17 protein-coding genes are annotated in these 25,418 nt (G+C 71.2%); 12 read left to right on the top strand and 5 right to left on the bottom strand.

Annotated elements, in window-relative coordinates; translation table 11 throughout:
* Window positions 1-4 precede the first annotated feature (4 nt).
* Window positions 5-1,309: an ABC transporter substrate-binding protein gene (locus ACWED2_RS37980; protein WP_449695349.1), complete on the bottom strand. Its 1,305-nt coding sequence runs from the start codon at window positions 1,307-1,309 to the stop codon at window positions 5-7.
* Window positions 1,310-1,559: 250 nt separating this feature from the next.
* Here ACWED2_RS37980 and ACWED2_RS37975 point away from each other — a divergent pair, with 250 nt between their 5' ends.
* The 4 genes from ACWED2_RS37975 (at window position 1,560) to ACWED2_RS37960 (ending at window position 9,292) form a co-directional block, all read left to right on the top strand.
* Window positions 1,560-2,555 carry a LacI family DNA-binding transcriptional regulator gene (locus ACWED2_RS37975; RefSeq protein WP_449695385.1) on the top strand — a complete coding sequence of 332 codons (996 nt, stop codon included), beginning with the start codon at window positions 1,560-1,562 and terminating at the stop codon, window positions 2,553-2,555.
* A gap of 412 nt (window positions 2,556-2,967) precedes the next feature.
* Complete coding sequence (locus ACWED2_RS37970; protein WP_449695348.1) at window positions 2,968-5,886, top strand: glycoside hydrolase family 48 protein; 2,919 nt, start codon at window positions 2,968-2,970, stop codon at window positions 5,884-5,886.
* Window positions 5,887-5,896: 10 nt separating this feature from the next.
* On the top strand, window positions 5,897-7,423 hold the full coding sequence (locus tag ACWED2_RS37965; protein WP_449695347.1) for a cellulase family glycosylhydrolase: 1,527 nt from the start codon (window positions 5,897-5,899) through the stop codon (window positions 7,421-7,423).
* A 48-nt stretch (window positions 7,424-7,471) separates the two neighbouring features.
* Window positions 7,472-9,292 carry a glycoside hydrolase family 6 protein gene (locus ACWED2_RS37960; protein ID WP_449695346.1) on the top strand — a complete coding sequence of 607 codons (1,821 nt, stop codon included), beginning with the start codon at window positions 7,472-7,474 and terminating at the stop codon, window positions 9,290-9,292.
* A gap of 434 nt (window positions 9,293-9,726) precedes the next feature.
* Here ACWED2_RS37960 and ACWED2_RS37955 read toward each other — a convergent pair whose 3' ends face one another.
* Complete coding sequence (locus ACWED2_RS37955) at window positions 9,727-10,998, bottom strand: ABC transporter substrate-binding protein (protein ID WP_449695345.1); 1,272 nt, start codon at window positions 10,996-10,998, stop codon at window positions 9,727-9,729.
* 182 nt (window positions 10,999-11,180) lie between these two features.
* On the opposite strand from ACWED2_RS37955, the gene ACWED2_RS37950 reads away from it, so the two are divergent.
* Window positions 11,181-12,131: a LacI family DNA-binding transcriptional regulator gene (locus ACWED2_RS37950; protein ID WP_449695344.1), complete on the top strand. Its 951-nt coding sequence runs from the start codon at window positions 11,181-11,183 to the stop codon at window positions 12,129-12,131.
* A 104-nt stretch (window positions 12,132-12,235) separates the two neighbouring features.
* Here the strand turns inward: ACWED2_RS37950 and ACWED2_RS37945 are convergent, their stop codons facing one another.
* Complete coding sequence (locus ACWED2_RS37945) at window positions 12,236-13,351, bottom strand: lytic polysaccharide monooxygenase (protein ID WP_449695343.1); 1,116 nt, start codon at window positions 13,349-13,351, stop codon at window positions 12,236-12,238.
* 169 nt (window positions 13,352-13,520) lie between these two features.
* On the opposite strand from ACWED2_RS37945, the gene ACWED2_RS37940 reads away from it, so the two are divergent.
* Both ACWED2_RS37940 and ACWED2_RS37935 read left to right on the top strand, forming a co-directional pair.
* Window positions 13,521-14,714 (top strand): AGE family epimerase/isomerase, encoded by a 1,194-nt coding sequence (locus ACWED2_RS37940; protein WP_449695342.1) that lies wholly within the window; start codon window positions 13,521-13,523, stop codon window positions 14,712-14,714.
* Window positions 14,715-14,753: 39 nt separating this feature from the next.
* Entirely contained in the window at window positions 14,754-15,749 is a 996-nt protein-coding gene (locus tag ACWED2_RS37935) for an aldo/keto reductase (RefSeq protein ID WP_449695341.1), read from the top strand.
* A 9-nt stretch (window positions 15,750-15,758) separates the two neighbouring features.
* On the opposite strand, the gene ACWED2_RS37930 is transcribed toward ACWED2_RS37935, so the two are convergent.
* Entirely contained in the window at window positions 15,759-16,934 is a 1,176-nt protein-coding gene (locus ACWED2_RS37930; protein ID WP_449695340.1) for a cellulose-binding domain-containing protein, read from the bottom strand.
* 529 nt (window positions 16,935-17,463) lie between these two features.
* Between ACWED2_RS37930 and ACWED2_RS37925 the strand changes: the two genes are divergently transcribed.
* From ACWED2_RS37925 to ACWED2_RS37905, 5 genes are read left to right on the top strand one after another with little or no spacing between them, the layout of a single operon-like run.
* Window positions 17,464-18,948 (top strand): hypothetical protein, encoded by a 1,485-nt coding sequence (locus tag ACWED2_RS37925; RefSeq protein ID WP_449695339.1) that lies wholly within the window; start codon window positions 17,464-17,466, stop codon window positions 18,946-18,948.
* The gene (locus ACWED2_RS37920) at window positions 18,945-19,790 is read left to right on the top strand and encodes an AfsA-related hotdog domain-containing protein (RefSeq protein WP_449695338.1); all 846 of its coding nucleotides are present in this window, start codon (window positions 18,945-18,947) and stop codon (window positions 19,788-19,790) included. Before ACWED2_RS37925 ends, ACWED2_RS37920 begins: the two co-directional genes overlap by 4 nt.
* A 31-nt stretch (window positions 19,791-19,821) precedes the next feature.
* Window positions 19,822-20,637, top strand: a complete 816-nt coding sequence (locus ACWED2_RS37915; protein ID WP_449695337.1) for a carboxymuconolactone decarboxylase family protein — start codon at window positions 19,822-19,824, stop codon at window positions 20,635-20,637.
* The gene (locus tag ACWED2_RS37910; RefSeq protein WP_449695336.1) at window positions 20,634-21,335 is read left to right on the top strand and encodes an HAD family hydrolase; all 702 of its coding nucleotides are present in this window, start codon (window positions 20,634-20,636) and stop codon (window positions 21,333-21,335) included. Before ACWED2_RS37915 ends, ACWED2_RS37910 begins: the two co-directional genes overlap by 4 nt.
* Window positions 21,336-21,363: 28 nt before the next feature.
* Window positions 21,364-22,365, top strand: coding sequence for a zinc-dependent alcohol dehydrogenase family protein (locus ACWED2_RS37905; protein ID WP_449695335.1), 1,002 nt, complete (start codon window positions 21,364-21,366; stop codon window positions 22,363-22,365).
* Between the two features lie 289 nt (window positions 22,366-22,654).
* On the opposite strand, the gene ACWED2_RS37900 is transcribed toward ACWED2_RS37905, so the two are convergent.
* Window positions 22,655-25,363, bottom strand: a complete 2,709-nt coding sequence (locus ACWED2_RS37900) for a cellulose binding domain-containing protein (RefSeq protein WP_449695334.1) — start codon at window positions 25,361-25,363, stop codon at window positions 22,655-22,657.
* Between the last annotated feature and the right edge of the window lie 55 nt (window positions 25,364-25,418).

The following is a 25,418-nucleotide window of genomic DNA, read 5'->3' as shown; positions in this document are numbered from 1 at the left end:
CGGTTCAGCGCGTGATCTTCTTCGCGGCTTCGACCATCTGGTTCCACGCGTCCGCCGCCGACTTGCCCTGTTCGACCGCCTGCAGGGCCGGGCTGGACGCGTTTTCCTGGATCTGGCCGTCGCCGGGGCCCTTGTACTGCGGCTTCTGGACCTTCTTGGCCTGCTCGGCGTACAGCTGGCCGACCTTCGTGTCGCCGAAGTAGGGGTTGGTGTAGCTCAGCAGCGCCGGGTCCGTGAGCGCCTTGACCTGGCTGGGGAAGGTGCCCTTGGCCTGGAACGCCTTGATCTGCTGCTCGGGCGCGGTCAGCCAGGCCGCGAGTTCGGCGGCCTCCTTCGGGTGCTTCGACTGCGTCGGGACGGTCAGGTACGAGCCACCCCAGTTGCCGCCGCCGCCGGGGAACGCCGCGGTGACCGCCCACTTGCCCTGGAGCTCCGGGCCGGCGTGTTCCTTGATCACGCCGAGCATCCAGGCCGGGCAGACCTTCGTGGCGAACGCGCTCTGCTTGAAGCTGGCTTCCCATTCGGGGCTGAACGCCGTGAGCTTGGCCGACTCGCCCTTGGCGACCGCGTCGGTGACCTTGGTCCAGGCGTCCTTGATGCCCTGGTTCTTCTCGACGGCCAGCTTGTCGTCGGTGCCGATGTAGCCCTCGGGGAGCTGGTTGACCATGGCGTTGAAGTTCTGCGAGGCCGAGTCGAACCAGGCCTTGCCGTTGCTCTTCTTCACGAAGTCCGCGCCGGCGGCGAAGTAGCTGTCCCAGGTGGCGAACAGCGGCTTGACCGCTTCGGGGTCGTCCGGCAGGCCGGCGTCCTTGAACATGTCCTTGCGGTAGCACATGGCGAGCGGGCCGATGTCGGTGCCGTAGCCGATGAGCTTGCCGTCCTTGGTCTTGGCGGCTTCGTACTTCCAGCTCAGCCAGCGGTCCGGGGAGGCGTCGGCCGGGCCGATCTTGCTCAGGTCGTTGAACTTCGAACCCTTGTCGAGGAAGTCGGACAAGTGGCCTTCTTCGAGCGCCGTCACGTCGGCGAGGCCGGAACCCGCGGCCAGCTTGGTGACGAGTTCCTCGTGGTAGGGGCCGCCCTGGCCGGTCTTGCGGTGGGTGATCTTGATGTTGGGGTGCAGCCGCTCGTATTCCGGGATGAGGTCCTCGTAGCCGAACTCGGTGAACGTCGCCAGCGTCAGGTCCACCTTCTCGTTCGGGCCCGCGGCCGCCGGCGTGTTCGTGTCACCGCCCCCGCTGCAGGCCGAGGCGCCGAGCGCCGTCATCGTGATGCCCAGTGCCAGGACCAGGCCGTTCCGGATCGTTCTCACGTGTCCAACCACCTTGTTGACGGGAATGAGCGCTCTCACTGCTGGGAGCCGATCTGGGAGCGCTCCCAGGTGTGGCCGAGTCTGCTGGGGGCTTTCACCGGTGTCAAGAGGTTGTAACCGGAGCGTTTCCTGCGAGGAGCGCTCCCGGACGCGCGGAGGCGTGAACGTTAAGCTGAGGCGGTCAGAGTTGCAGAGGGTGAGCGAGGGCGGTGCCGTGGGGCCTCGAGCAGGGGATGAAGAACGGCCGACACTGGAGGACGTCGCGGCGTTCGCCGGCGTGTCGCGGTCGACGGCGTCACGGGCGTTGAACGACGACGCGTACGTCAGCGCGGCGGCGCGCGAGAAGGTCCTGGCCGCGGCCCGTGACCTGGGCTATTCCCCGAACCAGGCGGCTCGGTCGCTGGTCACGCGCCGCACCGGGGCGATCGCGGTGGTGCTGTCGGAGCCGGAGTCGCGGCTGCTCGACGACCCGTACCGCGCCGCCGTCATGCGGGCCGGCTACCGGGAGCTCGCCGACGTCGGCCGCCAGATGGTGCTGATCTTCAGCGACATCCGCGAGGACCTGAGCCGGACGGTCCGGTTCCTCGAAGGCGGGCACGTCGACGGTGCGCTGGTGTTCGCCCCGCACCGGGCGGACCCGCTGCCCAAGGCGCTGCGGCTGCTGCGCATCCCGGTGGTGTTCGGCGGCCAGGCGGCCGGCATCCGCCGCGGCGTCCACGTCGTCGACTTCGACAACGAGGGCGGCGCCCGGCTGGCGGTCGAGCACCTGGTCGCGGCCGGGCGGCGGCGGATCGCCACGATCGCCGGGCCCCAGGACCAGAGCGCCCCGATAGACCGCCTCGCGGGCTGGCGCAAGACGCTCCTCGACGCCGGGCTCGACCCCGCCGACCTCGCCGAAGAAGCCGATTTCACCCTTTCAGGCGGTGCGAACGCGATGTCGGCGCTGCTGTCCCGGCACCCGGACCTCGACGCGGTGTTCGTCGCCAGCGACATGATGGCGGTGGGCGCGCTGCGCACCCTCGGCGGGGCGGGCCGCCGCATCCCGGACGACGTCGCGGTCGTCAGCTTCGACGACAACGTCACCCTCGCCCCGGCCATGGACCCGCCGCTGACGTCGGTCCACCAGGATCCCCGCGAGCAGGTCCACGCGATGGTCGAGACCCTGATGCGGCTGCTGGAGGACCAGAACCTGAAGCCGCGGCAGCACATCCTCCCGGTCTCCCTGGCGGTCCGCGCCTCCAGCTGACCCGCCGTGTCCGGCCGAACACGCGTGTCGTCCATCCGGGCACGCGTGTCGTCCACCTGGGCGCGTGCCGGGGTGTCCGGCCGCGCCCCACTCCACGTGTGCTCAGTCGGCGGGCATTCCCCGGTAGGTGGGAGCTTTCCAACCCAGGTGTACACGTTCGGCGCTAAATAACGTTTCACGAAACGGTGTGTCACCAGCTCGCTGCTCCGAAAGGGTGACGTGCCCACCATCGGGCGCGGCTGTTCAGGAGTGTTCAGTGCGCTGCCGCTCGCCGGACGCGCAGAAGTGACGTTCCGGACCTCGGTGTCCTTCTGACTCGATTCTTTACATCCAGGTTTCCGGCTGGCTACCGTCTGCGCCTGGAAGCGCTCCCAGATCGCTGGCTCCCTACGGACAAAGGAGTTCCGCAGCCATGCGTTCCTCTCCCCGAAAGCGCGTCCGTGCGCTGGCACTGGCCTCGGCCGTGCTGGCGGCCACGGGCGCGGTGGTCGCCCCACCCCCGGCGCTCGGCGCCGACATCGCCTGTTCGGTCACCTACACCACCAACGACTGGGACACCGGGTTCACCGCGAACGTCTCGTTGCGCAACGACGGAGCTCCGTTCGACAGCTGGAAGGTCGGCTGGACGTTCCTGGACGGCCAGAAGGTCCAGCAGGGCTGGAGCGCCACGTTCGCCCAGACCGGTGCCGCGGTCACCGCGACGAACATGTCCTACAACGGCCACCTCGGCACCGGGGCGAGCACGTCGTTCGGGTTCAACGGCACGAAGGGGTCGGCCAACCGGCCGCCCACGGACTTCTCGGTGAACGGCACCGCCTGCACCGGCGCCAACAAGGCACCGACGGTCAGTCTGACCGCGCCGTCGTCGACGGGGACGTACTACGCGCCGGCCACGATCCCGCTGGCCGCGACCGCTGCCGACAGTGACGGCACGGTGAGCAAGGTCGAGTTCTACGCCGGTGACACGTTGCTGGCCACCGACACGGCCGCGCCGTTCGAGGGCAGCTGGGGCAACGTCCCGGCCGGGACGTACTCGATCACGGCGAAGGCCTACGACAACAAGGGCGCGAGCACGACGTCGAGCCCGGTGAGCGTGAAGGTGCTGTCCGGGCCGACGATCGTGGCCGCCCCGGCGACCGCGCAGGTCAAGCAGGGCGGCACGACGACGTTCGCGGTCTCCCTCGCCGGTGCCCCCTCGGCGCCGGTCACCGTCGCCGTCGCGCGGACGGCCGGGAGCACGGACCTCACGGCGAGCCCGGCGAGCCTGACGTTCACCACGGCGAACTGGAACGTGCCGCAGAACGTCACGGTCACCAGCGCCGACAACGGCGGCGAGCTGGGCAGCGCGACCTTCACCGCGAGCAGCAGCGGTTACACCGCGGCCACGGTGGCGGTCAACGAGATCTCGTCGTCCACTTCGGACTACCAGCTCGCGTTCCTGACGCAGTACAACAAGATCAAGGACCCGAACAACGGCTACTTCCGCAAGTTCGGCAACATCCTGGTGCCCTACCACTCGATCGAGACGCTGATCGTCGAGGCGCCGGACCACGGGCACGAGACGACGTCGGAGGCGTTCAGCTACTACCTGTGGCTGGAGGCGTCCTACGGCCGGGTGACCGGTGACTGGGCCCCGTTCAACCAGGCGTGGACGTCGATCGAGACGTACGCGATCCCGTCGGCGGCGGACCAGCCGGGCAACTCCGGCTACAACGCCAGCAAGCCGGCGACGTACGCGGCGGAGTACCCGAGCCCGAAGAACTACCCGTCGCAGCTGCAGTCGAACGTCCCGGTCGGGGCCGACCCGATCGCGGCGGAACTGAAGGCGGCCTACGGCAACCCGGACGTCTACGGCATGCACTGGCTGCTGGACGTGGACAACATCTACAAGTTCGGGCACTGCGAGGACGGCACCAACACCGCGCCGGCCTTCATCAACACCTTCCAGCGCGGTTCGCAGGAGTCGGTCTGGGAGACGGTCACCCAGCCCAGCTGCGACCTGCTGAAGTTCGGTGGCAAGAACGGCTACCTCGACCTGTTCACCGGGGACTCGTCCTACGCCAAGCAGTGGAAGTACACCGACGCACCGGACGCGGACGCCCGGGTCGTGCAGGTGGCCTTCCAGGCCGAGAAGTGGGCGCAGGCGCAGGGCAAGAGCGCCGACGTCGCGGCCGTGCTGAAGAAGGCGTCGAAGATGGGCGACTACCTGCGGTACTCGCTGTTCGACAAGTACTACAAGAAGATCGGCAACTGCGTCGGCGCGACTGCCTGCCCGGCCGGCACCGGCAAGGACAGCGAGCACTACCTGATTTCGTGGTACTACGCGTGGGGCGGCTCGGCCGACACGGCCAGCTCCTGGGCGTGGCGGATCGGGGACGGCGCGGCGCACCAGGGCTACCAGAACCCGCTGGCCGCGTACGCGTTGTCGGCCGACCCGGGCCTGAAGGTCACTTCGGCGACCGGCGCGACCGACTGGGCGACCAGCCTCGGCCGGCAGATGGAGTTCCTGCAGTGGCTGCAGTCGTCCGAAGGCGGGCTCGCCGGCGGCGCGACCAACAGCTGGGACGGCCAGTACGGCACCCCGCCCTCGGGCACGCCGACGTTCTACGGGATGTACTACGACTGGCAGCCGGTCTGGCACGACCCGCCGAGCAACCAGTGGTTCGGCTTCCAGACCTGGGGCATGGAACGGATCGCCGAGTACTACCAGGCGACCGGCGATGCCCGGGCGAAGAAGATCCTCGACAAGTGGGTGCCCTGGGCGATCAGCAAGACCACGGTCGGCGCCGGCGGGAGCTTCCAGATCCCGTCCGACCTGACCTGGAGCGGCGCTCCGGACACCTGGAACGCCACCAGCCCGGGTGCGAACAACAGCCTGCACGTCACGGTGAAGAACTACAGCCAGGATGTCGGGGTCGCGGCCTCGCTCGCCAAGACCCTGCTCTACTACGCGGCCGGGTCGAGCAACGCCCAGGCCAAGTCGGTCGGGGAGCAGCTGCTGAACGCGCTTTCGGCGAACACCGACGCCAAGGGCATCGCGGTGCCGGAGACCCGGTCGGACTACGACCGGTTCGACGACAAGTACAACGCCGGCACGGACCAGGGGCTGTACGTGCCCTCGGGCTGGACCGGCACGATGCCGAACGGCGACGCGATCAACTCCAGCTCCACGTTCCTGTCGATCCGTTCCTTCTACAAGAGCGACCCGCAGTGGCCGAAGGTCCAGGCCTACCTGGACGGCGGGGCTGCGCCGACGTTCACCTACCACCGGTTCTGGGCGCAGTCGGAGATCGCCACGGCGTTCGCCGCGCACGTCGCCCTGTTCGGCTGAGAGGCACTCGATGAAGCGACTGCTTTCGCTGGTGGTCGCCGCACTGGTCGGGGGCGCCGTTCTCACGGCGTCCCCGGCCGCCGCGGCACCGGAGACCACGGCGGCGGCCGGCACCGGCACCGGGTTCTGGCACGCGAGCGGATCCCAGCTGGTCGACGCGACCGGCGCGCCGGTCCGGATGACCGGCATCAACTGGTTCGGCGCCGAGACGGCCAACTACTCGCCGCACGGGCTGTGGAGCCGCAACTACAAGGACATGCTCGACCAGATGGCCGGGCTCGGGTACAACACGCTGCGGCTGCCGTACTCGAACCAGCTGTTCGACGCCGGGTCCAAACCGGTCAGCATCGACCAGGTGGCGAACCCGGACCTGCAGGGCCTGTCCGGCCTGCAGGTGCTCGACAAGATCGTCGCCTATGCCGGCGCCAAGGGCATGCGCGTGCTCCTGGACCGGCACCGGCCGGACTCCGGGGCGCAGTCCCCGCTCTGGTACACCGGTGCGTACTCGGAAAGCCGCTGGATCTCCGACTGGACGATGCTGGCCCAGCACTACAAGGGCAACCCGACGGTGATCGGTGCGGACCTGCACAACGAACCGCACTCGATCCAGGGTGGCGGGGGAGCGTGCTGGGGTTGCGGCGACACCGCGACCGACTGGCGGCTCGCCGCCGAACGGGCCGGCAACGCCGTGCTCGCGGCGAACCCGGACTGGCTGATCGTCGTCGAAGGCGTCGACTGCGTCAGCGGCACCGGCGACCCGCAGTGCGGCTGGTGGGGCGGCAACCTCTCCGGGGCCAAGCAGTTCCCGGTGCGGCTGTCCAAACCGGACAAGCTGGTGTACTCGGCGCACGAGTACGCGACGTCGGTGTTCGCCCAGAAGTGGTTCTCCGACCCGGCGTTCCCGGCGAACCTGCCCGCGCTGTGGGACCACTTCTTCGGGTACCTGCACAAGCAGAACATCGCGCCGGTGCTGCTCGGGGAGTTCGGTTCCACGCTCGCCGACCCGCGCGACAAGGTCTGGCTGCAGGAGCTGATGAAGTACGCGGGCACCGGGGCCAGCGGGATGAGCTTCACCTACTGGTCGTGGAACCCGAACTCCGGGGACACCGGCGGCATCCTCAACGACGACTGGACCACGGTCAACCAGACCAAGCAGGCGATCCTGCAGCCGTACCTGATCCCGCCGGTGGGTTCGGGCGGCGGCACGACCGACCCGCCGCCCGCGGCGAGCTGCGCGGTCACCTACCACGTCGACAACACCTGGCAGGGCGGCTTCATCGCCACTGTGACGTTGAAGAACACCGGCAGCTCGGCGCTGAAGAACTGGGCGCTCGGCTGGACCGTGCCGTCCGGGACGCAGATCACCGGTGGCTGGAACGCCACCGTCACGCAGACCGGGCAGCAGGCGACCGCCAAGGCCCCCACCTGGGCGCCCGACCTGGCCGGCGGTGCCTCGGTGTCGATCGGCATCCAGGCGACCGGCGCGTCGACCGCACCGAGCGGCTTCGCCGTCGGCGCGACCGCCTGCACCACGTGACCACCCACCGAAAGACCCCATCCACCGAAAGGCAAAGGAGCGCACTCGATGAGGAGTGAATTCTGGTCCGCGAAGAGGAAGTCACGGTTCGCCGTGGCGTCCTCGGTGACGGCGGCGGCGATGACCGCCGGATTACTGGTGGCCGGGGGCAGTCCGGCGGGCGCCGCCACCGGCTGCAAGGTCACCTACACGGTCAACCAGTGGGACACCGGCTTCACCGCGAACATCGCCGTGACCAACCTGGGCGACGCCGTTTCGTCCTGGAACGTCGAATGGGACTTCGGCGGCAACCAGAAGGTGCAGCAGGGCTGGAGCGCCACGTTCAGCCAGAGCGGCAAGCACGTGAGCGCGAAGAACCCGTCGTGGGGCGGGAACCTGGGCTCGAACGCCACGGCCAACTTCGGCTTCAACGGCTCGTACTCGGGCACGAACGACATCCCGACGTCGTTCTCGCTCAACGGCGCCCACTGTGACGGCACGCCCACGACCACGACGCCGACCACACCGACCACGACACCGACCACGACGACGACCACGCCCACCACGACCACGCCCACCCCGACGACGGTGACCACGACGCCCCAGCCGGGCACCCACGTGGACAACCCGTACGCCGGGTCCAAGGGGTACGTGAACCCGGACTGGTCGAGCCAGGTGAGCGCGGCGGCCGCGGCCAAGGGCGGCACGCTCGGCGCCCAGATGGCCAAGGTGGCCAACACCTCGACCGCGGTCTGGCTGGACCGGATCGCGGCGATCAACGGCACGTCGAGCGCCCGCGGCCTGCGCGGGCACCTCGACGCGGCGCTGGCGCAGCAGACCGGCAGCACGCCGGTGACCATCCAGATCGTCGTGTACGACCTGCCCAACCGCGACTGCGCGGCGCTGGCGTCCAACGGTGAGCTGAAGGTCGCCCAGAACGGCCTGGCCCGGTACAAGAGCGAGTACATCGACCCGATCGCGTCGATCCTGTCCGACGCGAAGTACGCGCCGCTGCGGATCGTGGCGATCGTCGAGCCGGACTCGCTGCCGAACCTGATCACGAACACCTCGATGGCGACCTGCGCGGAAGCGCAGTCCAGCGGGGCGTACACGCAGGGCATCCAGTACGCGCTGAACAAGCTGCACGCGATCTCCAACGTCTACAACTACCTGGACATCGCGCACTCGGCGTGGCTGGGCTGGGACAGCAACTTCCAGCCGTTCGTCAACCTGGTCAAGCAGACCCTGCAGGGCACCACGGCCGGCGTGAACAGCATCGACGGCTTCATCAGCTCCACGGCCAACTACACGCCGCTGACCGAGCCGAACCTGCCCGACCCGAACCTGAACGTCGGCGGGCAGGCGCTGAAGTCGGCGACCTTCTACCAGTGGAACCCGTACTTCGCCGAGATCCCGTTCGCCACGGCGATGTACAACGCGTTCGTTTCGGCGGGCCTGCCGAGCGGTATCGGCATGCTGGTCGACACCTCCCGCAACGGCTGGGGCGGCTCGGCCCGGCCGAGCGGCGCTTCGGGATCCACTGTGGACGCCTACGTGAACTCGGGCCGGGTCGACCGGCGGCTGCACCGCGGCAACTGGTGCAACCAGAGCGGTGCGGGTCTGGGGCAGCGGCCGACGGTGGCTCCCCAGGCGCACTTCGACGCCTACGTCTGGGTCAAGCCGCCGGGTGAGTCCGACGGTGCGAGCCAGCAGATCCCGAACGACGAAGGCAAGGGCGCGGACCCGATGTGCGACCCGACCTTCCACGGCACCCAGCAGGCCAACGGCGGCAACCTGACCGGCGCCCTGCCGAACGCCCCGCTGTCGGGCAAGTGGTTCGAGGCCCAGTTCGAAGAACTGGTCCAGAACGCCTACCCGCCGGTGCAGTAGGACCCCGGGCCGGGCGGTGCCGCGCAGCCGCCGCCCGGCCCGGCCTCCACCACGGCGAGCGCGGCCCGTCCCGCCGGGCCCGCCCGCCGAGGTCCCGCCCGTGCCGCCTGACCGGCCGGGCGGGACAGCGGGATCCGGCCGGGCGTCCGCCGCGGCCTCCGGCGGCCCGGACCGGATCCCGCGGCGCGCACCTGCGGCTGTCAGCCGAGGTTCTCGCGGAACTCCGGCCGGTGCGGCCCGGCCCGTCGTGGCCGGGCCGCACCGGCACCCCTCGAACTCCTTCGGCCCTGGTTCGGCGACGAACCCCATCCGGGTGTGGAACAGTGCGAACCCTCGTTCTCCGGCGAAGTGACGGCCCGGACCTCCGAGCGCCCGTGCGCGGCGCGGCCGGCGAAGAAGCGCTCGTGCAGCGCCGCGCCCGGCCCGCGGCCGGCTCAGGGCACGAGCCGGTGCACCCCGATCAGCACCTGCTGCCAGACGGCGGCGGGATCGGCGCCGTGCTCGACCGACTTGAGCGCGGGCGCGATCACCGTCTCCTGGATCTTGCCGTCACCCGGCCCCTTGTACTGCGGCTTCCCGACCTTGCGGGCCTGTGCCACGAAGACCTGGCCGCTCAGCGCCCCGCCGAAGTAGCCGTTCATCTCGCTGAGCAGGTCCGGCGAGGTGAAGGCGTCGACCTGGCTGGGGAAGTTGCCGCTGACCCGGAACGCGTGCAGCTGCTGCTCCGGCGCAGTCAGCCAGGCCGCGAGCGCGGCGGCCTCCTTCTGGTGCGGGCTCGAGGCCGGCACGGTGAGGTAGGAACCTCCCCAGTTGCCGCCGCCGTCCGGGAAGGCGTCGGTGATCGCCCACTTGCCCGCGTTGCCGACGCCGGCCTGCTGCTCGATGATGCCGAGCATCCACGACGGACAGACCTTCGTCGCGAAGGCGCCGGTGCGCAGGCCGTTGTTGCCGTCGTCTTCGAAGGCGGTGAGCCCGGCCGACTGCCCCTGCTTCACCGCGGCGGTGACCTGGTTCCAGGCGTCCTTCAGCGCGGTGTTCGTCTCCAGCGTCGAGTGGTTCTCGCGGTCGAGGTAGCCCACCGGGAGCTGGTTGACCTTGGCGTTGAAGATCTGCGCCGAGGAGTCGAACCACGGCTTGCCGTGCGAGCGCTTGACGTACTGCTCGCCGGCCTGGAAGAAGCTGCTCCAGGTCGCGAACATCGTCTTCACCGAGCCCGGGTCGGTCGGCAGGCCCGCCGTGCCGAGCAGGTCCTTGCGGTAGCACATGGCCAGCGGGCCGATGTCCGTGCCGTAGCCGACGAGCTTGCCGTCCTTGCTGCGGCCTGCCTCGTACTTCCACTCCAGCCACCGGCCGGGTTTCACGTCGGGCGGCCCGATCTCGGCCAGGTCGGCGAACTTGTCCGCGTGCGCGAGCACGTCGGCGAGGTGGCCCTCCTCGACGGCCTGCACGTCGGCCAGCTCCTGGCCCTTCTGCAGCTTGTCCAGCAGGTCCTCGTGGTACGGGCCGCCCTGCTCGGTCCGGACCTGGCGGATGGTGAGGCCGGGGTGGGTGAACTCGTAGCCGGGGATGAGGTCCTCGTAGCCGAACTGGCCGAAGGTCGACACGGTGAGCGTGATCCGCTCCGGCGTGCCCGGTCCGCATCCCCCGATCAGAAAGAGCAGGACGACAGTGGCGGTGAACGCCGCCGTTCTTCGGATCTGCCACATGCGCGCGCACTCCCCATCCACGGCACGCTCCGGGCCCTCGTTGGCTGGGAGCGCTCCCGGGGCGAGTCTCGTTTCCCGGTGCGGCGGGTGTCAAGGTGCGCGACGGCGGGTGTCCGTGCGGACACGGACCGCGGGCTCCGGCCGTGGTCCCGCGACGATTCGTGGTGCGAAGAGAGGGTGCGATGAAGCGTCCGACGATCACCGACATCGCGAAGGAGGCCGGCGTCTCCAAGGGCGCGGTCTCCTACGCCCTCAACGGCCGCCCCGGCGTCTCGGAGGCCACCCGGCAGCGGATCACCGAGATCGCCCGGGAGCTCGGGTGGGCACCCAGCAGCACCGCGCGGGCGCTGTCCGGCGGCCGGTCCGGCGCACTCGGCCTGGTGCTCGACCGCCACCTCGAGGGGTTCGTCCCGGCCCTGCTCGACGGGTTCGAGAGCGAGCTGCTGCTGCAGGTCGCCCCCGGCCGCGAGGCCGCGCTGGCCATCTACCGCCGCTGGCGGGCCGAACGGAAGGTGGACGGCGTGCTGCTCACCGCGCCGGGCTGTGCGGCCGAGCTGGTGCGGATCGGCCTGCCGGCGGTGGTCCTCGGCGGGCCGGGCGGGGTGCCGGGGGTGCCCTCGGTGCTCGTGGACGACGTCACCGGCGCCGCCGAGGCACTGGCGTACCTCGCCGCACTGGGGCATCGCCACGTGGTCCGCATCGCGGGCGCGGCGGTGTTCACCGACCCGGCCGCGCGGCGGCGGGCGTTCACCACGGCGGCGACCGGCCTCCCGCACCCGGGCACCGTCCAGCCCGAACCGTCGGCCGACGCGGTCCGCCGGGTGCTGGCGGCGCACCCCCGGCCCACGGCGCTGCTGTGCGACACCGACGACCTCGCGGTGGCCGCGCTCGCCGCCGCGCGCGAGCTCGGCCTCGCGGTGCCGAAGGACCTCTCGGTGGTGTCGTGGGACGACACCCCGCTCTGCCGGCTGGTCCGCCCCGCGCTCACGGCGATCCGGCGCCCGCTGGCCGAACTCGGCACGCTCGCGGCTTCGGTGTTGCGGGACGTGCTGGCGGGGGAGCGGCCCGGCGACGTGTATTCGTCCCGGCCCAGGCTGATCACGCGGGGGAGCACCGGCCCGGCGAACACCTGAGGGGCTGATCACCCGGCGGCTTCGGTCACGGCAACGCGTGAAGGCCGCTTCGGGGGATCATTCCCCGAAGCGGCCTCCCGGACCGGCTGTCCACTCAGGACCTTTCAGGTGCCCTGGCACGTCGGTGACGGGGCCGCGCTTCCTCCCGTCGTGTTGACGACCATGCCGAAGCTGGCGGTGCCGTCGGCCGCGATGCCGCCGTTCCAGTTGGCGTTGCGGACCGTGACCGCCGAACCGGACTGGTTCAGCGTGCCGTTCCACACGCTGGCGATCGTCTGGCCCGCGGGCAGTGTCCAGCCCACCTGCCAGCTCGTGTACGCCCTCGTGCTGTGGTTCATCACCGTCACCGTGGCCTGGTAGCCGCCGCTCCAGGTGTTGGTGATCTCGTACATCGCCATGCAGGAACCCGACGGCGTCGTCGGCGTGGTGGGTGTCGTGGGTGTCGTGGGGGTCGTCGGCGTGGTGGGCGTCGTCGGGGTGGTCGGGGTCGTGGGCGTGGTGGTCGTGCCCGTGCCCGGGTCCTTCACACCCGTGACCTCGCCGTGCCCGCCGTCGAAGGTGACGTCCGAGCAGCCGTAGAACGTTTCCGCGCTGTCCGAGCGCTTCCACACCGAATAGACGATGTGCCGGCCGGACTTGTTCGACGGCAGCGCGCCGCTCCACTTGTACTGGCCGTCGACCGTGCCCACCTGGCCGGTCACCGGCGGGTGGTCGATCGTCAGGAACGGCTGGTCCTCCAGCGAGTCCCAGGTGAGCGGCTGGTTCGGGTTCCAGCCGTCCTTGGTCACGTACGTGTAGAACCAGCCCGGGTGCGCGGCCCAGGCGTTGTACGAGAAGTCGAACTGCGCGCCGGCGGTGAGGTGGGTCAGCGGCCAGTCGCCGACCCCGTCGAAGCCCGCGTAGTTCGGGTTCCCGCCCGAGCACAGCTTCCCGTCGGGGATGAACCCGCGCGTGCGCCCGGCGCCGTCCGAGCGGAGCACGCCGAACCAGTTGTACAGCGAGTTGGCGCCGCTGACGCCCACCGCGGCCGCGCAGGCCGGGTTGACGGGCTTGATCTCACCGGTCGAACTGAGCCCGTCCCGCCAGCACAGGAAGGTCCGGCTGCCCGGTTTCATCATGGCGCCGTGCGCCTCGGCCGTGCCGGTGTTCAGCAGAATGGCGGTCAGGCTCGCCAGCAGCACGGTGACGGCGGCGAGGATGGTACTTCGTCTCCTGGTCACGTCAGTCCCTTCATTGGGTTGCGTGCGTCGAAGACTGGGAGCGCTTCCAAGGTCAGGATACGCGGTGGGGGTCACTTCCGGAACAGCCCGCGATGGCCCGGGCGGGGGCCTTGCCCTACGTTTTTGCGGGGGCCGCCGACCGGGGCGGACCCGTGGAGAAAGGCAGAGAGTGGACAGTCCGTCTTCGGTTCCCGCCTGGGTGCGCGCCGAACCCGCCCGGCTGCTCGGGTTCGCCCGCGGCGCGGCGCACCCCGGCGGCGGGTTCGCCTGGCTCGACGAGACCGGGCGGCCGGTGCTCGACCGGCCCGTCGAGACCTGGATCACCTGCCGGATGACGCACGTCTTCGCGCTCGCGGCGCTGCGGGGCGCGGACACCGGCGAGCAGGTCGCTCACGGCGTCGCGGCGCTCACCGGCCCGTTGCGGGACGCCGAGCACGGCGGCTGGTACGCCTCGACGGCCCTGGCCGAGAAGCGCGCCTATGAGCACGCCTTCGTCGTGCTGGCGGCGGCGAGCGCGGCCGCGGCCGGTGCCGAAGGCGCGCGGCCGCTGCTGGCCGAAGCTCTTGAAACCGTCGAACGCCGGTTCTGGGAACCGGGGGCCGGGCTCGTCGCCGACGTCTGGGACCGCGGCTGGACGCGCCTGGAGGACTACCGCGGCGCCAACGCCAACATGCACACCGTCGAGGCCTTCCTGGCCGCCGCCGACATCACCGGCGACGCGGTGTGGGCGGCGCGTGCGCTGTCCATTGTGGAGCGCCTGATCCACGGCGAGGCCCGCGCGCACGGCTGGCTGCTCCCGGAACACTACGACCCGGACTGGCGCGTCCGGCTCGAGTTCAACCGCGCCGAACCCGCGCACCCGTTCCGCCCGTACGGGGCGACCATCGGCCACCTCTTCGAGTGGGCCCGGCTGGCCGTCCACCTCGGACGGGCGCTCGGGGCCGCCGCGCCGGCGTGGCTGGTACCCGATGCGGCCGCGCTGTTCGAGGCGGGCGTTCGGCACGGGTGGGCCGTCGACGGGCGGCCGGGGTTCGTCTACACGACCGACTTCGCCGGGACGCCGGTGGTGCGCACCCGGCTGCACTGGGTGGTCACCGAGGCGATGGCCGCGGCGTGGACGCTGCACCAGGAGACCGGCGACCCGGCCTACCTCGCCCGCTTCCAGGAGTGGTGCGCGCACGCCGAAAGCTGCTTCGTCGACCGGGAACTCGGTTCGTGGCACCACGAACTCGACCCGGAAAACCGGCCTGCCGCGACGGTGTGGGCCGGCAAACCGGACGTCTACCACGCCTACCAGGCGACCCTGCTGCCCGAGCTGCCGCCCTCGACGTCGTTCGCCGGCGCGCTCCTCCCGCGTCACTAGACTCCAAGCCCGCCTGTCCCTCTCGTCTCAAGGAGCACCATGTCGCTTTACGTCGGGGCCGAAGACCGGTACGCGGACATGCCGTACCGGCGGGCCGGGCGCAGCGGGCTGAAGCTGCCCGCCGTGTCGCTCGGCCTGTGGCACAACTTCGGGGACGACAAGCCCCTCGACGTCCAGCGGGCCGTGCTGCGCCGGGCGTTCGACCTCGGGGTGACGCACTTCGACCTGGCCAACAACTACGGCCCGCCGCCCGGCTCGGCCGAGACCAACTTCGGCAGGCACTTCGCCGCCGACTTCCGCCCGTACCGCGACGAGATCCTGGTGTCGTCCAAGGCGGGCTACCTGATGTGGGACGGCCCGTACGGCGAGTGGGGCTCCCGCAAGAACCTCCTGGCGAGCCTGGACCGCAGCCTGGCCCGCACCGGGCTGGACCACTTCGACATCTTCTATTCGCACCGGCCGGACCCGGACACGCCGATCGAGGAGACGATGGGCGCGCTCGACACCGCCGTCCGCTCGGGCAAGGCGCTGTACGCGGGCATCTCGAACTACTCGCCGGAGCAGACCGAGGCGGCGCTCGCGGCGCTGAAGGAGCTCGGGACACCGCTGCTGATCCACCAGCCGCGCTATTCGATGCTGGACCGCTGGGTCGAGGACGGCCTGCTGGACACCCTGGACGACCACGGCGTCGGCTCGATCGCGTACTCGCCGCTGAGCCAGGGCCTGCTGACCGACCGCTACCTCGACGGCATCCCGGCCGACTCCCGCGCGGCGGGCGCCAGCCCGTTCCTCACGAGCGACCGGCTCACCGAGGACACCCTGGCGACCATCCGCGCGCTGGACGACATCGCCAAGGGACGCGGGCAGACACTGGCCCAGCTCGCGATCGCCTGGGTGCTGCGCCGCGGCCGCGTCACCTCCGCGCTGATCGGCGCGAGCAGCGTCGCGCAGCTGGAGAACACCGTCGCGGCCACCGCGAACCTGGAGTTCGCGGACGAGGAGCTGGCCGGGATCGAGCGCATCCTCGGCCGGTAGCCGGCGCGGTCAGCAGCCGATCCGGGTGCTGCCCACCGCCACGTCGTCGAACCACAGTGTGTCGGCGTCGCCGGCGTAGCTCTCCCAGCCCAGGCGCAGGTCGGTCAGCGCCGGGTGCCAGGACTTGGCGAGCCACTGCTGGTCGATGTCCTGGGTCGGGACGCCGTCGACGACGAGGCCGGGCACCTCGGCGGAGTTCAGCCACGTGCGGAGCCGGCCCGCGGCGCCGTCGACCTCGAACTCGAAGCAGGACCAGGTGCCGGTGGCCAGGGGGACGCTCTGGGCCACGCCGGCCGGGCTCTGCGCGGGCAGCGTGGCGTCGTCGGACTCGCGGTTCCACTGCAGGGCGCGGTTCTGGCCGCCGGCGCGCAGGTCGCGGCCGCCGTCCGCGGTGTCGCGCAGGGCCATGAAGGCGACGTGCCCGGTGGGCAGCGGGGTGGTGTGGCGGACCCAGAACCGGCCGAAGAGCGGGCCCGAGCCGGCACCGGCGAGGCTGGTGCCGAGGAAGGCGTGGTTGCAGTAGCCGCCCTGGCCGGTGACCTTGACCGAGCGCCCGCCCGAGTGCGCGACCGCGGTGTCGACGGCGACCGTGCCGGTGCCGGTGCAGTTGGCCGCGCCGACGGTCCACCGGCCGCCCGGGGTGCTGCCGGTCTGCTGTTCGAAGTCGTCGCAGATCGCGGCACCCGTGCAGCCGGCGGGCGGCGGGCCGGAGGTCGTCGTGGTCGGGTCGACGATCGGTGTGGTCGTCGTCGGCGTGGTCGGGGTGGTCGACGTCGGGGGCGCCGGGTCGCCGCACGAGACACCGTTGAGCGCGAAGTCCGTGGGGGTGGCGTTGGTGCCGCTGTAGGTGCCCTGGAGACCGAAGGAGACGGTGCCGCCCGCGGGCACGGTCCCGTTGTAGGTGAGGTTCTGCGCGGTGACCGCGGTCCCGGTCTGGCGGACGGTGGCGTTCCAGGCCGACGTCACGGCCTGGTTCCCGGCGTAGTGCCAGGTGAGGGTCCACGAGGAGACCGCGGTGGCGCCGTTGGTCACCGTGATGTCGGCGGTGTAGCCGGTCTGCCACTGGTTGACGCGGTAGGCGACCGAGCAGGCGGGGGCGGCGGCGGCCGGACCGGCCACGACGACCGCGGTGGTGCCCGCCGCGGCGAGGCAGAGCGCGGCCAGTGCACCGGCGATCCTGTTCATGGGATGGGCTCCTCGGGGGGACGCGGACAGGGGCGCCGTGGCCTGCACCACGACGCCCCTGGGTGGTGGCCGCGTTCTGGCGAGGCGACCTGGCATGGGAGCGCTTCCAGCCGCCCGAAAGGTAACTCTCGCATGTCGCCGTTGTAAAGTCCGACCCGGACGCGCGCCGATCCTGTGGTCCGTTTTCCGCAGCCGGTGCGGCCGGTCTCGCCGCTGAACATCACTGAACGGCCGAACCCGTTGGGACGCAGGACATCTCTCCGTTGCGCTGCGCCACCGGGGTGCGGGCCGGGACGCCTCCGTTGGGGTGGATTCCGGAAATCCGCCCAAGATCACGAGACCGGCGGGGAAACCGGGGAAATGGGAGCGCTCTCAGTCCGCCGTGCGAGGCCGGGACGCGGTCCTCGTTGCGTACTCAACTTCTCGGAAATCGCACGGTTTCCGTCCTGGCCAAAGAGTTCGGCCCCCGGGCGCACGCTGCGGTAGGGTCGTCGAGGTGCCCTTGTACTCCGGAAATCGTTGGTGAACGATGAGTCGACAGGCCAAACCCGGGAGCAAGCCCTACCGCGCCGAACTGCGCGACCGGCTGACCGCACTGGGCTTCCCCGAGGAGGCGATCCCGGCCCAGGTGGCGAAGAACCTGATCGTCGAGTGCGGGATCCCGCCGCGCACCGCGTGGCGGCTGGCGTCCGAGCTTTCGCTCGACGTCGCGGCGCACCAGTACAACGCCGTCACCGGAGACCCCCGCGCGGGCATGCGCGGCACGCGGATCTGGGAGTACGAGCAGTGGCCCGACCGCGGGGTCCGGCCCACCGTCGCCGCGCTGCGGGTGCTGGCGCAGGTCTACGGCACCGGCTGGAAATGCCTGCTGGGACTGCGTGATCTCGAACGGCTGCCGGCCAAGGACCTCGCCGAGTACCACGCCGACGCGGAGCCGGTGGCGGCGCTTCGGCCCGAAGCGCCGCCGGTCCGCGCCGCCGCCCGGGCCGAAGCGCGGGCACCGGAGGAAATCGGCGACGGCGCCATCGACGGCGCCCTCGACGGCGCCCTCGGCAATGCGCTCGACGATGCCATCCTGCTCACGAAGACCAACGTGGACGACGTCCAGCTCGACGACCTGTGGGCGGACCTCGACTTCCTGGGCGGCGCCTACACCAGCACCGCGCCCGACTCGGTCCTCGGCCAGCTCGCCGTGATCGCGGACCGGACGGCGTCGCTGCTGAAGGGCCGTCAGCGGCCGAAGCAGACGCAGGACCTCCTGCTCGTCGGGGCGAAGGCGAACGCGATGATGGCCTGGATCGCGGGCGACCTGGGCCGGTACCGGCTCTCGCGCGAGCTGAACTCCGCCGCCTGGCTCTACACGCAGTACGCCGACGACTTCCTCGCCCGGCGCTGGGTGCGCACCTCCCAGGCCAGGGTGGCGTTCTGGGCCGGGAACGGCATCGAGTCCGCGAAGCTCGCCGCCGACGGGCTCCGGTACCACGTGGGCGGCCGCCTCACGGACGCCCCGCTCATCCTGGCCGAGGCGCGCGGCTGGTCGTCGGTGCAGGCCGAGCCGCAGGTGCTGGACGCGATCGCGCGCTGGACGGCCATCGAGGACCCGGGCCTGGGAGCGGGCGGCGAGGACAGCTTCTTCAACATCACGAAGGACCGGCGGCACTACGTGGCGGGCAACTCGCTGCTCGCGGTCGGGCAGGCCCCCGCCGCGCTGCGCGAGTTCGCCACCGCCCGCGAGGCGTTCGAGCAGCTGTCGCTGGAGAACCGCTGGGAGGCCATGGATCCGATGATCCGGATCGACACGGGCCGCGCGCACCTGCGGCTCGGCGACCTCGAAGGCGCCGCGGCGCAGGTCGAACCACTGCTGGCCGCGGGCGTCGGCAAACAGCCGGATATGGTGCGCGCCATGCTGAAGCTGATGGCGACCGAGCTGTCCGCGCCGCGCTGGCGCTCGGCCACGACGGCCCGGCACCTCGCCGAGGCACTCCTGGACGCCCACGCTTCGGTGCGGCCGTGACGCCGGAGCCGGCCCGCACGGAGGCGCCCGCGGTGGTACCGCACGATTTCCCGTGCCCGGAGGCGGGCACCCCGGGTGGACCGGGCCGGGCCTTCGAAGGGCGCACCCGGCGGGACATCGTCGTGGTCGCCGACCGCTTCGCGCAGTTCGCCCGCGAGGAGCGGGTGTTCACGCTGTCGGGCCTGCTGGCCCTGCTCGCCTCCGGCGGCCTGGCGGCGTCGGGCTGCCACTGGATCGTCCACTGCGGCCAGGGCATCGACGCGGCCGACGGCGACCTGCTCGAAACCGCCTGCAGGAAAAGTGAAGGGGCGGTGTACCTCGCGGACCCGGACGGTTTCCGGCGGCCGCCCGAACCACCCGTCGTCGTCCACAAGAACCGGCCGGAGAACGTCCTGCTCGCCGGCGTGCACAGCCCGGCGCCCACGCACTGCCGGGCCGAGCTGCGGATCCACCGCGACAACGAGCTGGTCCTCGACCACCACACCGGCGAGCACGTCCAGGGCATCGTGATCATCGAAGCGATGCGGCAGATCTGCATCGCGCAGTTCGAGACCGCGATCCGGCCCGGTCTCGCGAAGGGGGCATACACCGGGGTGTGGCAGCGGATGGACCTGTCCTTCGAGGACTTCCTGTTCCCGCTCCCGGCCACGGTCGAGTCGCTGATCGTCGAGTCCGACCTCGACCGGGAGACCAACCTCAAGTTCCGCGCCACGACGTCGGTGCGCCAGCAAGGGCGCACCGTGGCCACCGCGGGCATCGAGTACTCGATGATCGCGCAGGGGCGCATCGGCACCCTCGAACGCCGCAGGGCCGGCCAGGCCACCCGGGCCTACCTCGGCTGAACCGCCACTCCGGAAGGGAAACCACGCCACGATGTCCGACCTGCAGCAGCAGGACCGCTCCGCGTCCTTCGCCCAGGGCCTGAAACTCATCCAGCGGCTCGGCGGGACCGACCGGCCGGCCGTGCTGGACCTGTTCGAGAGCATCGGGGAGGCCGAGTTCGGCGAGCAGTGCGTCGGGTTCATCTACGGCGACGTCTACCACCGGCCCGGCCTGCCGCTGCCGGAGCGGCAACTGGCGACGGTCGCCGCGCTCACCGCGCTCGGCTACGCCGGCTCGCAGCTGCAGTTCCACGCCAAGGCCGCGCTCAACGTCGGGTGCACGCGCCGCCAGCTGGTCGAGGCCGTGATCCACGTCAGCTCCTTCGCCGGGTTCCCGGCCACGCTCAACGCCTTGACGGCGCTCAAGACGGCCTTCGACGGCCTGCCCGAAGACGAGCCGGCGCCGTCCGAAGAGACCGACGCAGTGCCGTGGGCGGGCATCGAGGACCGCTACGAGCGCGGCTTGGCGGCGATGAAGGCCGTCGACGGCGAGGCGGGCGAGCAGGTCGCCGCGGGACTGCGGGACATCGCCCCGGACCTGGCTGCCTACATCGTCGAATTCACCTTCGGCGAGATCTACTCCCGGCCGCACCTGAGCCTGCGCCACCGCGAGATCGTCACGATCGCCGCGTGCGTCGCGCTGGGCACCGCGCTGCCGCAGCTGAAGGTGCACATCCACGGGCTGCTCAACGTCGGCGGCACCGAGCAGGAGGTCGTGGAGACCGTGCTGCACCTGGCGTTCTACTGCGGTTTCCCGGCCGCGCTCAACGCCATCGCGGCCGCGCGGGAAGTGTTCGCGCAGCGGTGAGCGCTTTCCGGAAGCTGCGCGTGGTCGCGCTCGACTGCGACGGCGTGCTCATCGACGACACCTACCTGGCCATGATCGCCCGGTTCGTCACCGAGCACGGCGGGGTGTACGACGCCGCGGCCGAGCGGGACGTCATCGGGCTGCGCGACATCGTCGTCGCGGAGAAGGTCACCCGGCTCTGCGGTCTGGACCAGCCGGCCGAGGAGACGTTGAAGCAGCTGTGGGCCGCGCGGCAGGACTACCTGGCCGAGCACCCGATCCGGGTGGCCGAAGGCGCGCGGGACTGCCTGGAGGCGCTGTCGAAGCTCCCGGTGCGGCTGGTCTGCTACGGCGGCCGCACTCGTGAGCACACCTTCGACCACCACCTCGGCGAGTTCGTGGACCTCTTCGATCCTTCGGCGCCGTACGTGAGCATCAACGAGCACCGCCCGGGCGTCGAGCACATCGCCCGGACCGTGTTCGGCGTGGGCTTCGACGAGATCGTGTTCGTCGACGACGTCAGCCGGGTCGCCGACGACGCCCGCGCGCACGGCGCCGGGTTCGTGGGGTTCCCGTCGAGCCCCGCCCACGCGCGGCAGCGGGACTTCATGGCCGCCGGCGGTGTCCGGCACTTCGCGACTTCACTCGCCGAGCTGACCCCGGACCTCTTGGCGGCGGTCGACGGCGAGCTCGAGGCTTCGACACACTGGCCGCGTTGAGGAGCCTCCCCCGACCCTTGGAGCCGCTGTGAAGTACTTTTCGCTGCCCCGCCCCGGTGCCGAGCTCCTGCTCGGCGAGCGTGACGTGCCCGAACCCGGGCCCGGGCAGGTCCTGGTCCGCCTGCGCGGGTGGGCGGTGAACGCCCGCGACCTGATGATCCTGAAGGGGTTCTACCCGAAGCCGGTGAAGCCGGACGTGATCCCGTTGTCCGACGGTGCCGGCGAGGTCGTCGCGGTCGGCGACGGGGTGCGCCAGTGGACCGCGGGGGACCGGGTGGCGGCGACCTACTTCCCGGGCTGGCTGTCGGGTCCGGGCACGCCGGAGAAGACCGCGGACGACCTGGGCGGCACGCTCGACGGCGTGCTCGCGGAGTACGCCGTCTTCGCCGAGGATGCCCTGGTCGCGGTGCCCGCGCACCTCGACTACGCCGAAGCCGCCACGCTGCCCAGCGCCGGCGTGACGGCGTGGCGTGCCGTCGTCGAGGAAGGCCGGCTGACGCCGGGGCAGACCGTGCTCACCCTCGGCAGCGGCGGCCTGTCCACGTTCGCGCTGCAGTTCGCCGCGCTCGGCGGTGCCCACGTCGTCTCGACGTCGAGTTCGGACGGGAAGCTCGAGCGGCTCCGCGCGCTCGGCGCCGCCGAGACGCTCAACCACGCCGCCACCCCGGAGTGGGGTGCCGCCGTGGCGGAGCTGACCGGCGGCGGCGTCGACCACGTCGTCGACGTGGGCGGCGGCGGCACGATCGGCCAGTCGATGCTCGCCGCGCGGTACGGTGGGCACGTCAGCGTCGCCGGCGTCCTGACCCACGAAGGCGGCGCCGACCCGATCCTGGTGCTGGTCAAGCAGCTGACCCTGCGCGGCCTGACCAATGCCTCCCGCGAGACGTTCCAGGCGATGAACACCGCGATCGAGCGGACCGGGCTGAAGCCGGTGATCGACCGCCGGTTCGGCTTCGCCGAAGTGGCCGGGGCCCTCGAGCACCTGGAGTCCCGGAAGCACATCGGGAAGGTCGTGCTGGAGAGCGCCTGAGCACCCGCGGCCCCGCTGCTGTCCGCCGGGTAAGTTTTGCCCGCCCGGCTGGGTATTTCCGGTACTCGCGGATGGCGTTTCCGCTGCTCGGAGCGGGTGTGTGCGGCCGAAAAAATGTCCGTGGGGCAGGAATGGCGGCTGCCGTCGGCACCGGGAAGAGTGGACCTCACCGGGGACGTCGCCCGAGCAGGCGGCACCTGCTCGGGCGGGGGCTCCGGACCGGGGGCGCGGGGAGGGGGTTTCAACCGCCTGGGGGTGGGTTGAAACCCCCTTCGCGCCGCGGACCGGCTCACGAGGTCGTACAGGCCTTCCCGTTGAGCGAGACCGAGCCCGGCCGGGAGTTCACCATCCCCGAACTCCCGGTGAAGCCGAACTCGGCGCTCCCGCCGGCCGGGATGGTCCTGTTCCAGCCCGCGTCCAGTGCCGTCACCGCCGCGCCGGTCTGGGTGACCTGGGCGTTCCACGCCTGCGTCACCCGCTGACCGTCGGCGAACGTCCACGTCACCGTCCACCCGGTCACCGCCGCCGTGCCGGTGTTGCCCAGCTTCACCGAGGCCTGGAAGCCGCCCTGCCACTGGTTGGTGACCGTATAGGCCGCCGTGCAGGACCCCGACGGCACCGGGGTGGTGGTCGTCGTGGGCGTGGTGGTGGTCGTCGGGGTGGTGGGCGTGGTGGTGGTGGGCGTGGTGCTCGTCGGGGGCGGCTGGGTGCCCCCGGACTCGCCGACGATCACCCCGCGGCCGTTCGTGCCCACGTAGACCCGGCCGTAGACCCGCGGATCGCCGGTCAGCGCCGCCCCGATGTTGCCGTACTGGTGCTGGTCGTCGTTGATCCGCGTCCACGAGACGCCCGCGTCGTCCGAGCGGAAGATCCCGCGCACCCCGCCGATCTTCGCGATCGCGTACAACGTCGCGTACATCCGGCCGGGCGCGGCCTTGCCGAACCCGATGTTGTCGGCTTCGGTGACGTCGGCCAGCTTCGTGAAGGACGCTCCGGAGTCGGTCGAGTGCCACAGGCCGTACGCCGTGCCGGAGCCGCCGGCCAGCCAGATGTCACCCTTGCCGCCCGGCACCGCCTTGAAGTGCGCCGAGCCCGCGGGCAGCCCGGTGGCCGCGGTCGCGGTGAACGTCGCGCCGCCGTCGGTGCTGACGTAGAACCTGCCCGCCGCGAACCCGTAGAACCGCTTCGGGTCGACCCGGTCGGACTCGACCACCGCCCCGGCCGGGATCCCGGTGGACGTCGTCCACGAGTTGCCGAAGCCGACGGAGTAGCTGACGTTCATGCCGTCCGGGCTCCAGACGAACCGGCTGCCGTCGGCGGCCGCGGCCACCGTGCCGCCGGCGGCGTTGCCGCCCGGCTCGGCGCCCTGGAACCAGTTCTTGCCGCCGTCGGTGGAGAAGGCGATCCGGTTGTCGTTCGGCCGCGCGGACCGGTCGAGCGTGCCGGTGCGCACGATCGTCGCCGGGTTCAGCTCGGCGTAGTCGAGGCTGGTGGTCGTGGTGAACACCGGCTGCGTGTACATGGTGGCCGGGACCGCGTCGAGGCTGTCGTGCCGGAACCCGCCGATGTCGCCGAGCCCGGACAGCAGGGGTGCCCCCGACGGCGGGCTGATCAGGTCGAGCACCGCGGTCTCCTCGAGGCCGCCGACGACCGGCTTGATGGTGATCTTCCCGCCGCTGTCCCACTTCGTGAGGTCGTTGGTGCCGTAGATCGTCGCTCCGGTGCCGTAGAGCAGGTGGTTCGGGTCGAACGGGTCGATCTCCACCGATTCGGTCATCCAGCCGAGCTTCGGCGAGGGCACCGGGGGAGCGGGCTGGGTGCCGAAGGTCAGCCACGGCACCGAGGAGATGTCCTGGGTGTAGCGCAGCGACCGGTCCGGGTAGCTCGAGAAGTCCCAGATCCGGGTCCAGGTGGCGCCGCCGTCGGTGCTGCGGAAGAAGATCACGTCCGGCCACCACGACACCTGCGTGGCGACCATCAGCGTGTTCGGGTGCTGCCGGTCGATCGTCAGCCCGCTGTAGCCGAAGTAGTCGTCGCCGCTGTCGGAGGGGATCGGGCTGATCCGCGTCCAGGTCCCGGTCTTCGTGGCGTACTTCCAGACGTCGCCCTTGGCGCCGTCGTACGGGCCACCGGTGTCGCTGGTCGCCAGGTAGAGGTAGCCGCCCGCCGCGTCGAGAACGCCCTTGTGCGCCAGGAACCCGGTCGGCTGGCCGGCCAGCCGCGCCCACGTCGTGCCGCCGTCGGTGCTGCGGTAGACGGTGTTCTGCTTGTCCGCGACGCCGACGTAGATCGTCTGCGTGGTGCTGCCGCGGGTGCCGGTCGTCGGGTCGAACGTCACCCAGGTGACGCCTTCGATGTCGCTGGAGTACCCCGTCGTGTCGTTCGGGTCGGGGGCGTAGTTGCCGGGGTTGGGGAAGCTGGTCACCTTCGCCCAGGTGACGCCGGAGTCCGTGCTGCGCCAAAGCCCGTTGCCGCTCGGCGCGCCGAGGTAGAGGACGCTGTTGCGGTTCGGGTCGATGGCGAGCCGTTCGCCCATCCCGCGGCCGGGCATGTTGCCGCCGAGCTTGAACGGCAGCGCGGCCGCCTGCCAGCTGGCGCCGCGGTCGGCCGACCGGAGGATCGCGCCGTTGTTCGGGTCCCAGCTGTTGGTGTACATCCCGGCCGCGACGTAGACGCGGTTCGGGTCGACGGAGTCGGTGGCCAGGCTGACGACGCCGTTGTGCCCCCAGCCGGTCCAGCCGACCGAGTCCAGCAACGGTGTCCAGCGGCCGGTCGCGGTGTTCCACCGGTACGCCCCGCCGATGTCGGTGCGGGCGTAGACCAGCCCGGGCTCGGTCTGGTTGAAGACGATCCCGGGGACGAACCCGCCGCCGGCGATCTCCGCGTTGCGCCAGGTGGCGGCGGCCGCCGGGGCGGCGGGGGACGCCGGCGCGCCGACGGTGACCGCGACGGCGACCGGCACGAGAACGGCGAGGGCACCGGCGAAGAGCCGTCTCACCGAGCGGAACCTGGACGGGGAATGCGTTGCTGGCACGACGGTGTGCACCTTGGCC

The organism is Amycolatopsis sp. NPDC005003 (assembly GCF_053600695.1).
This window is presented reverse-complemented; position numbering and strand designations above follow the sequence as displayed.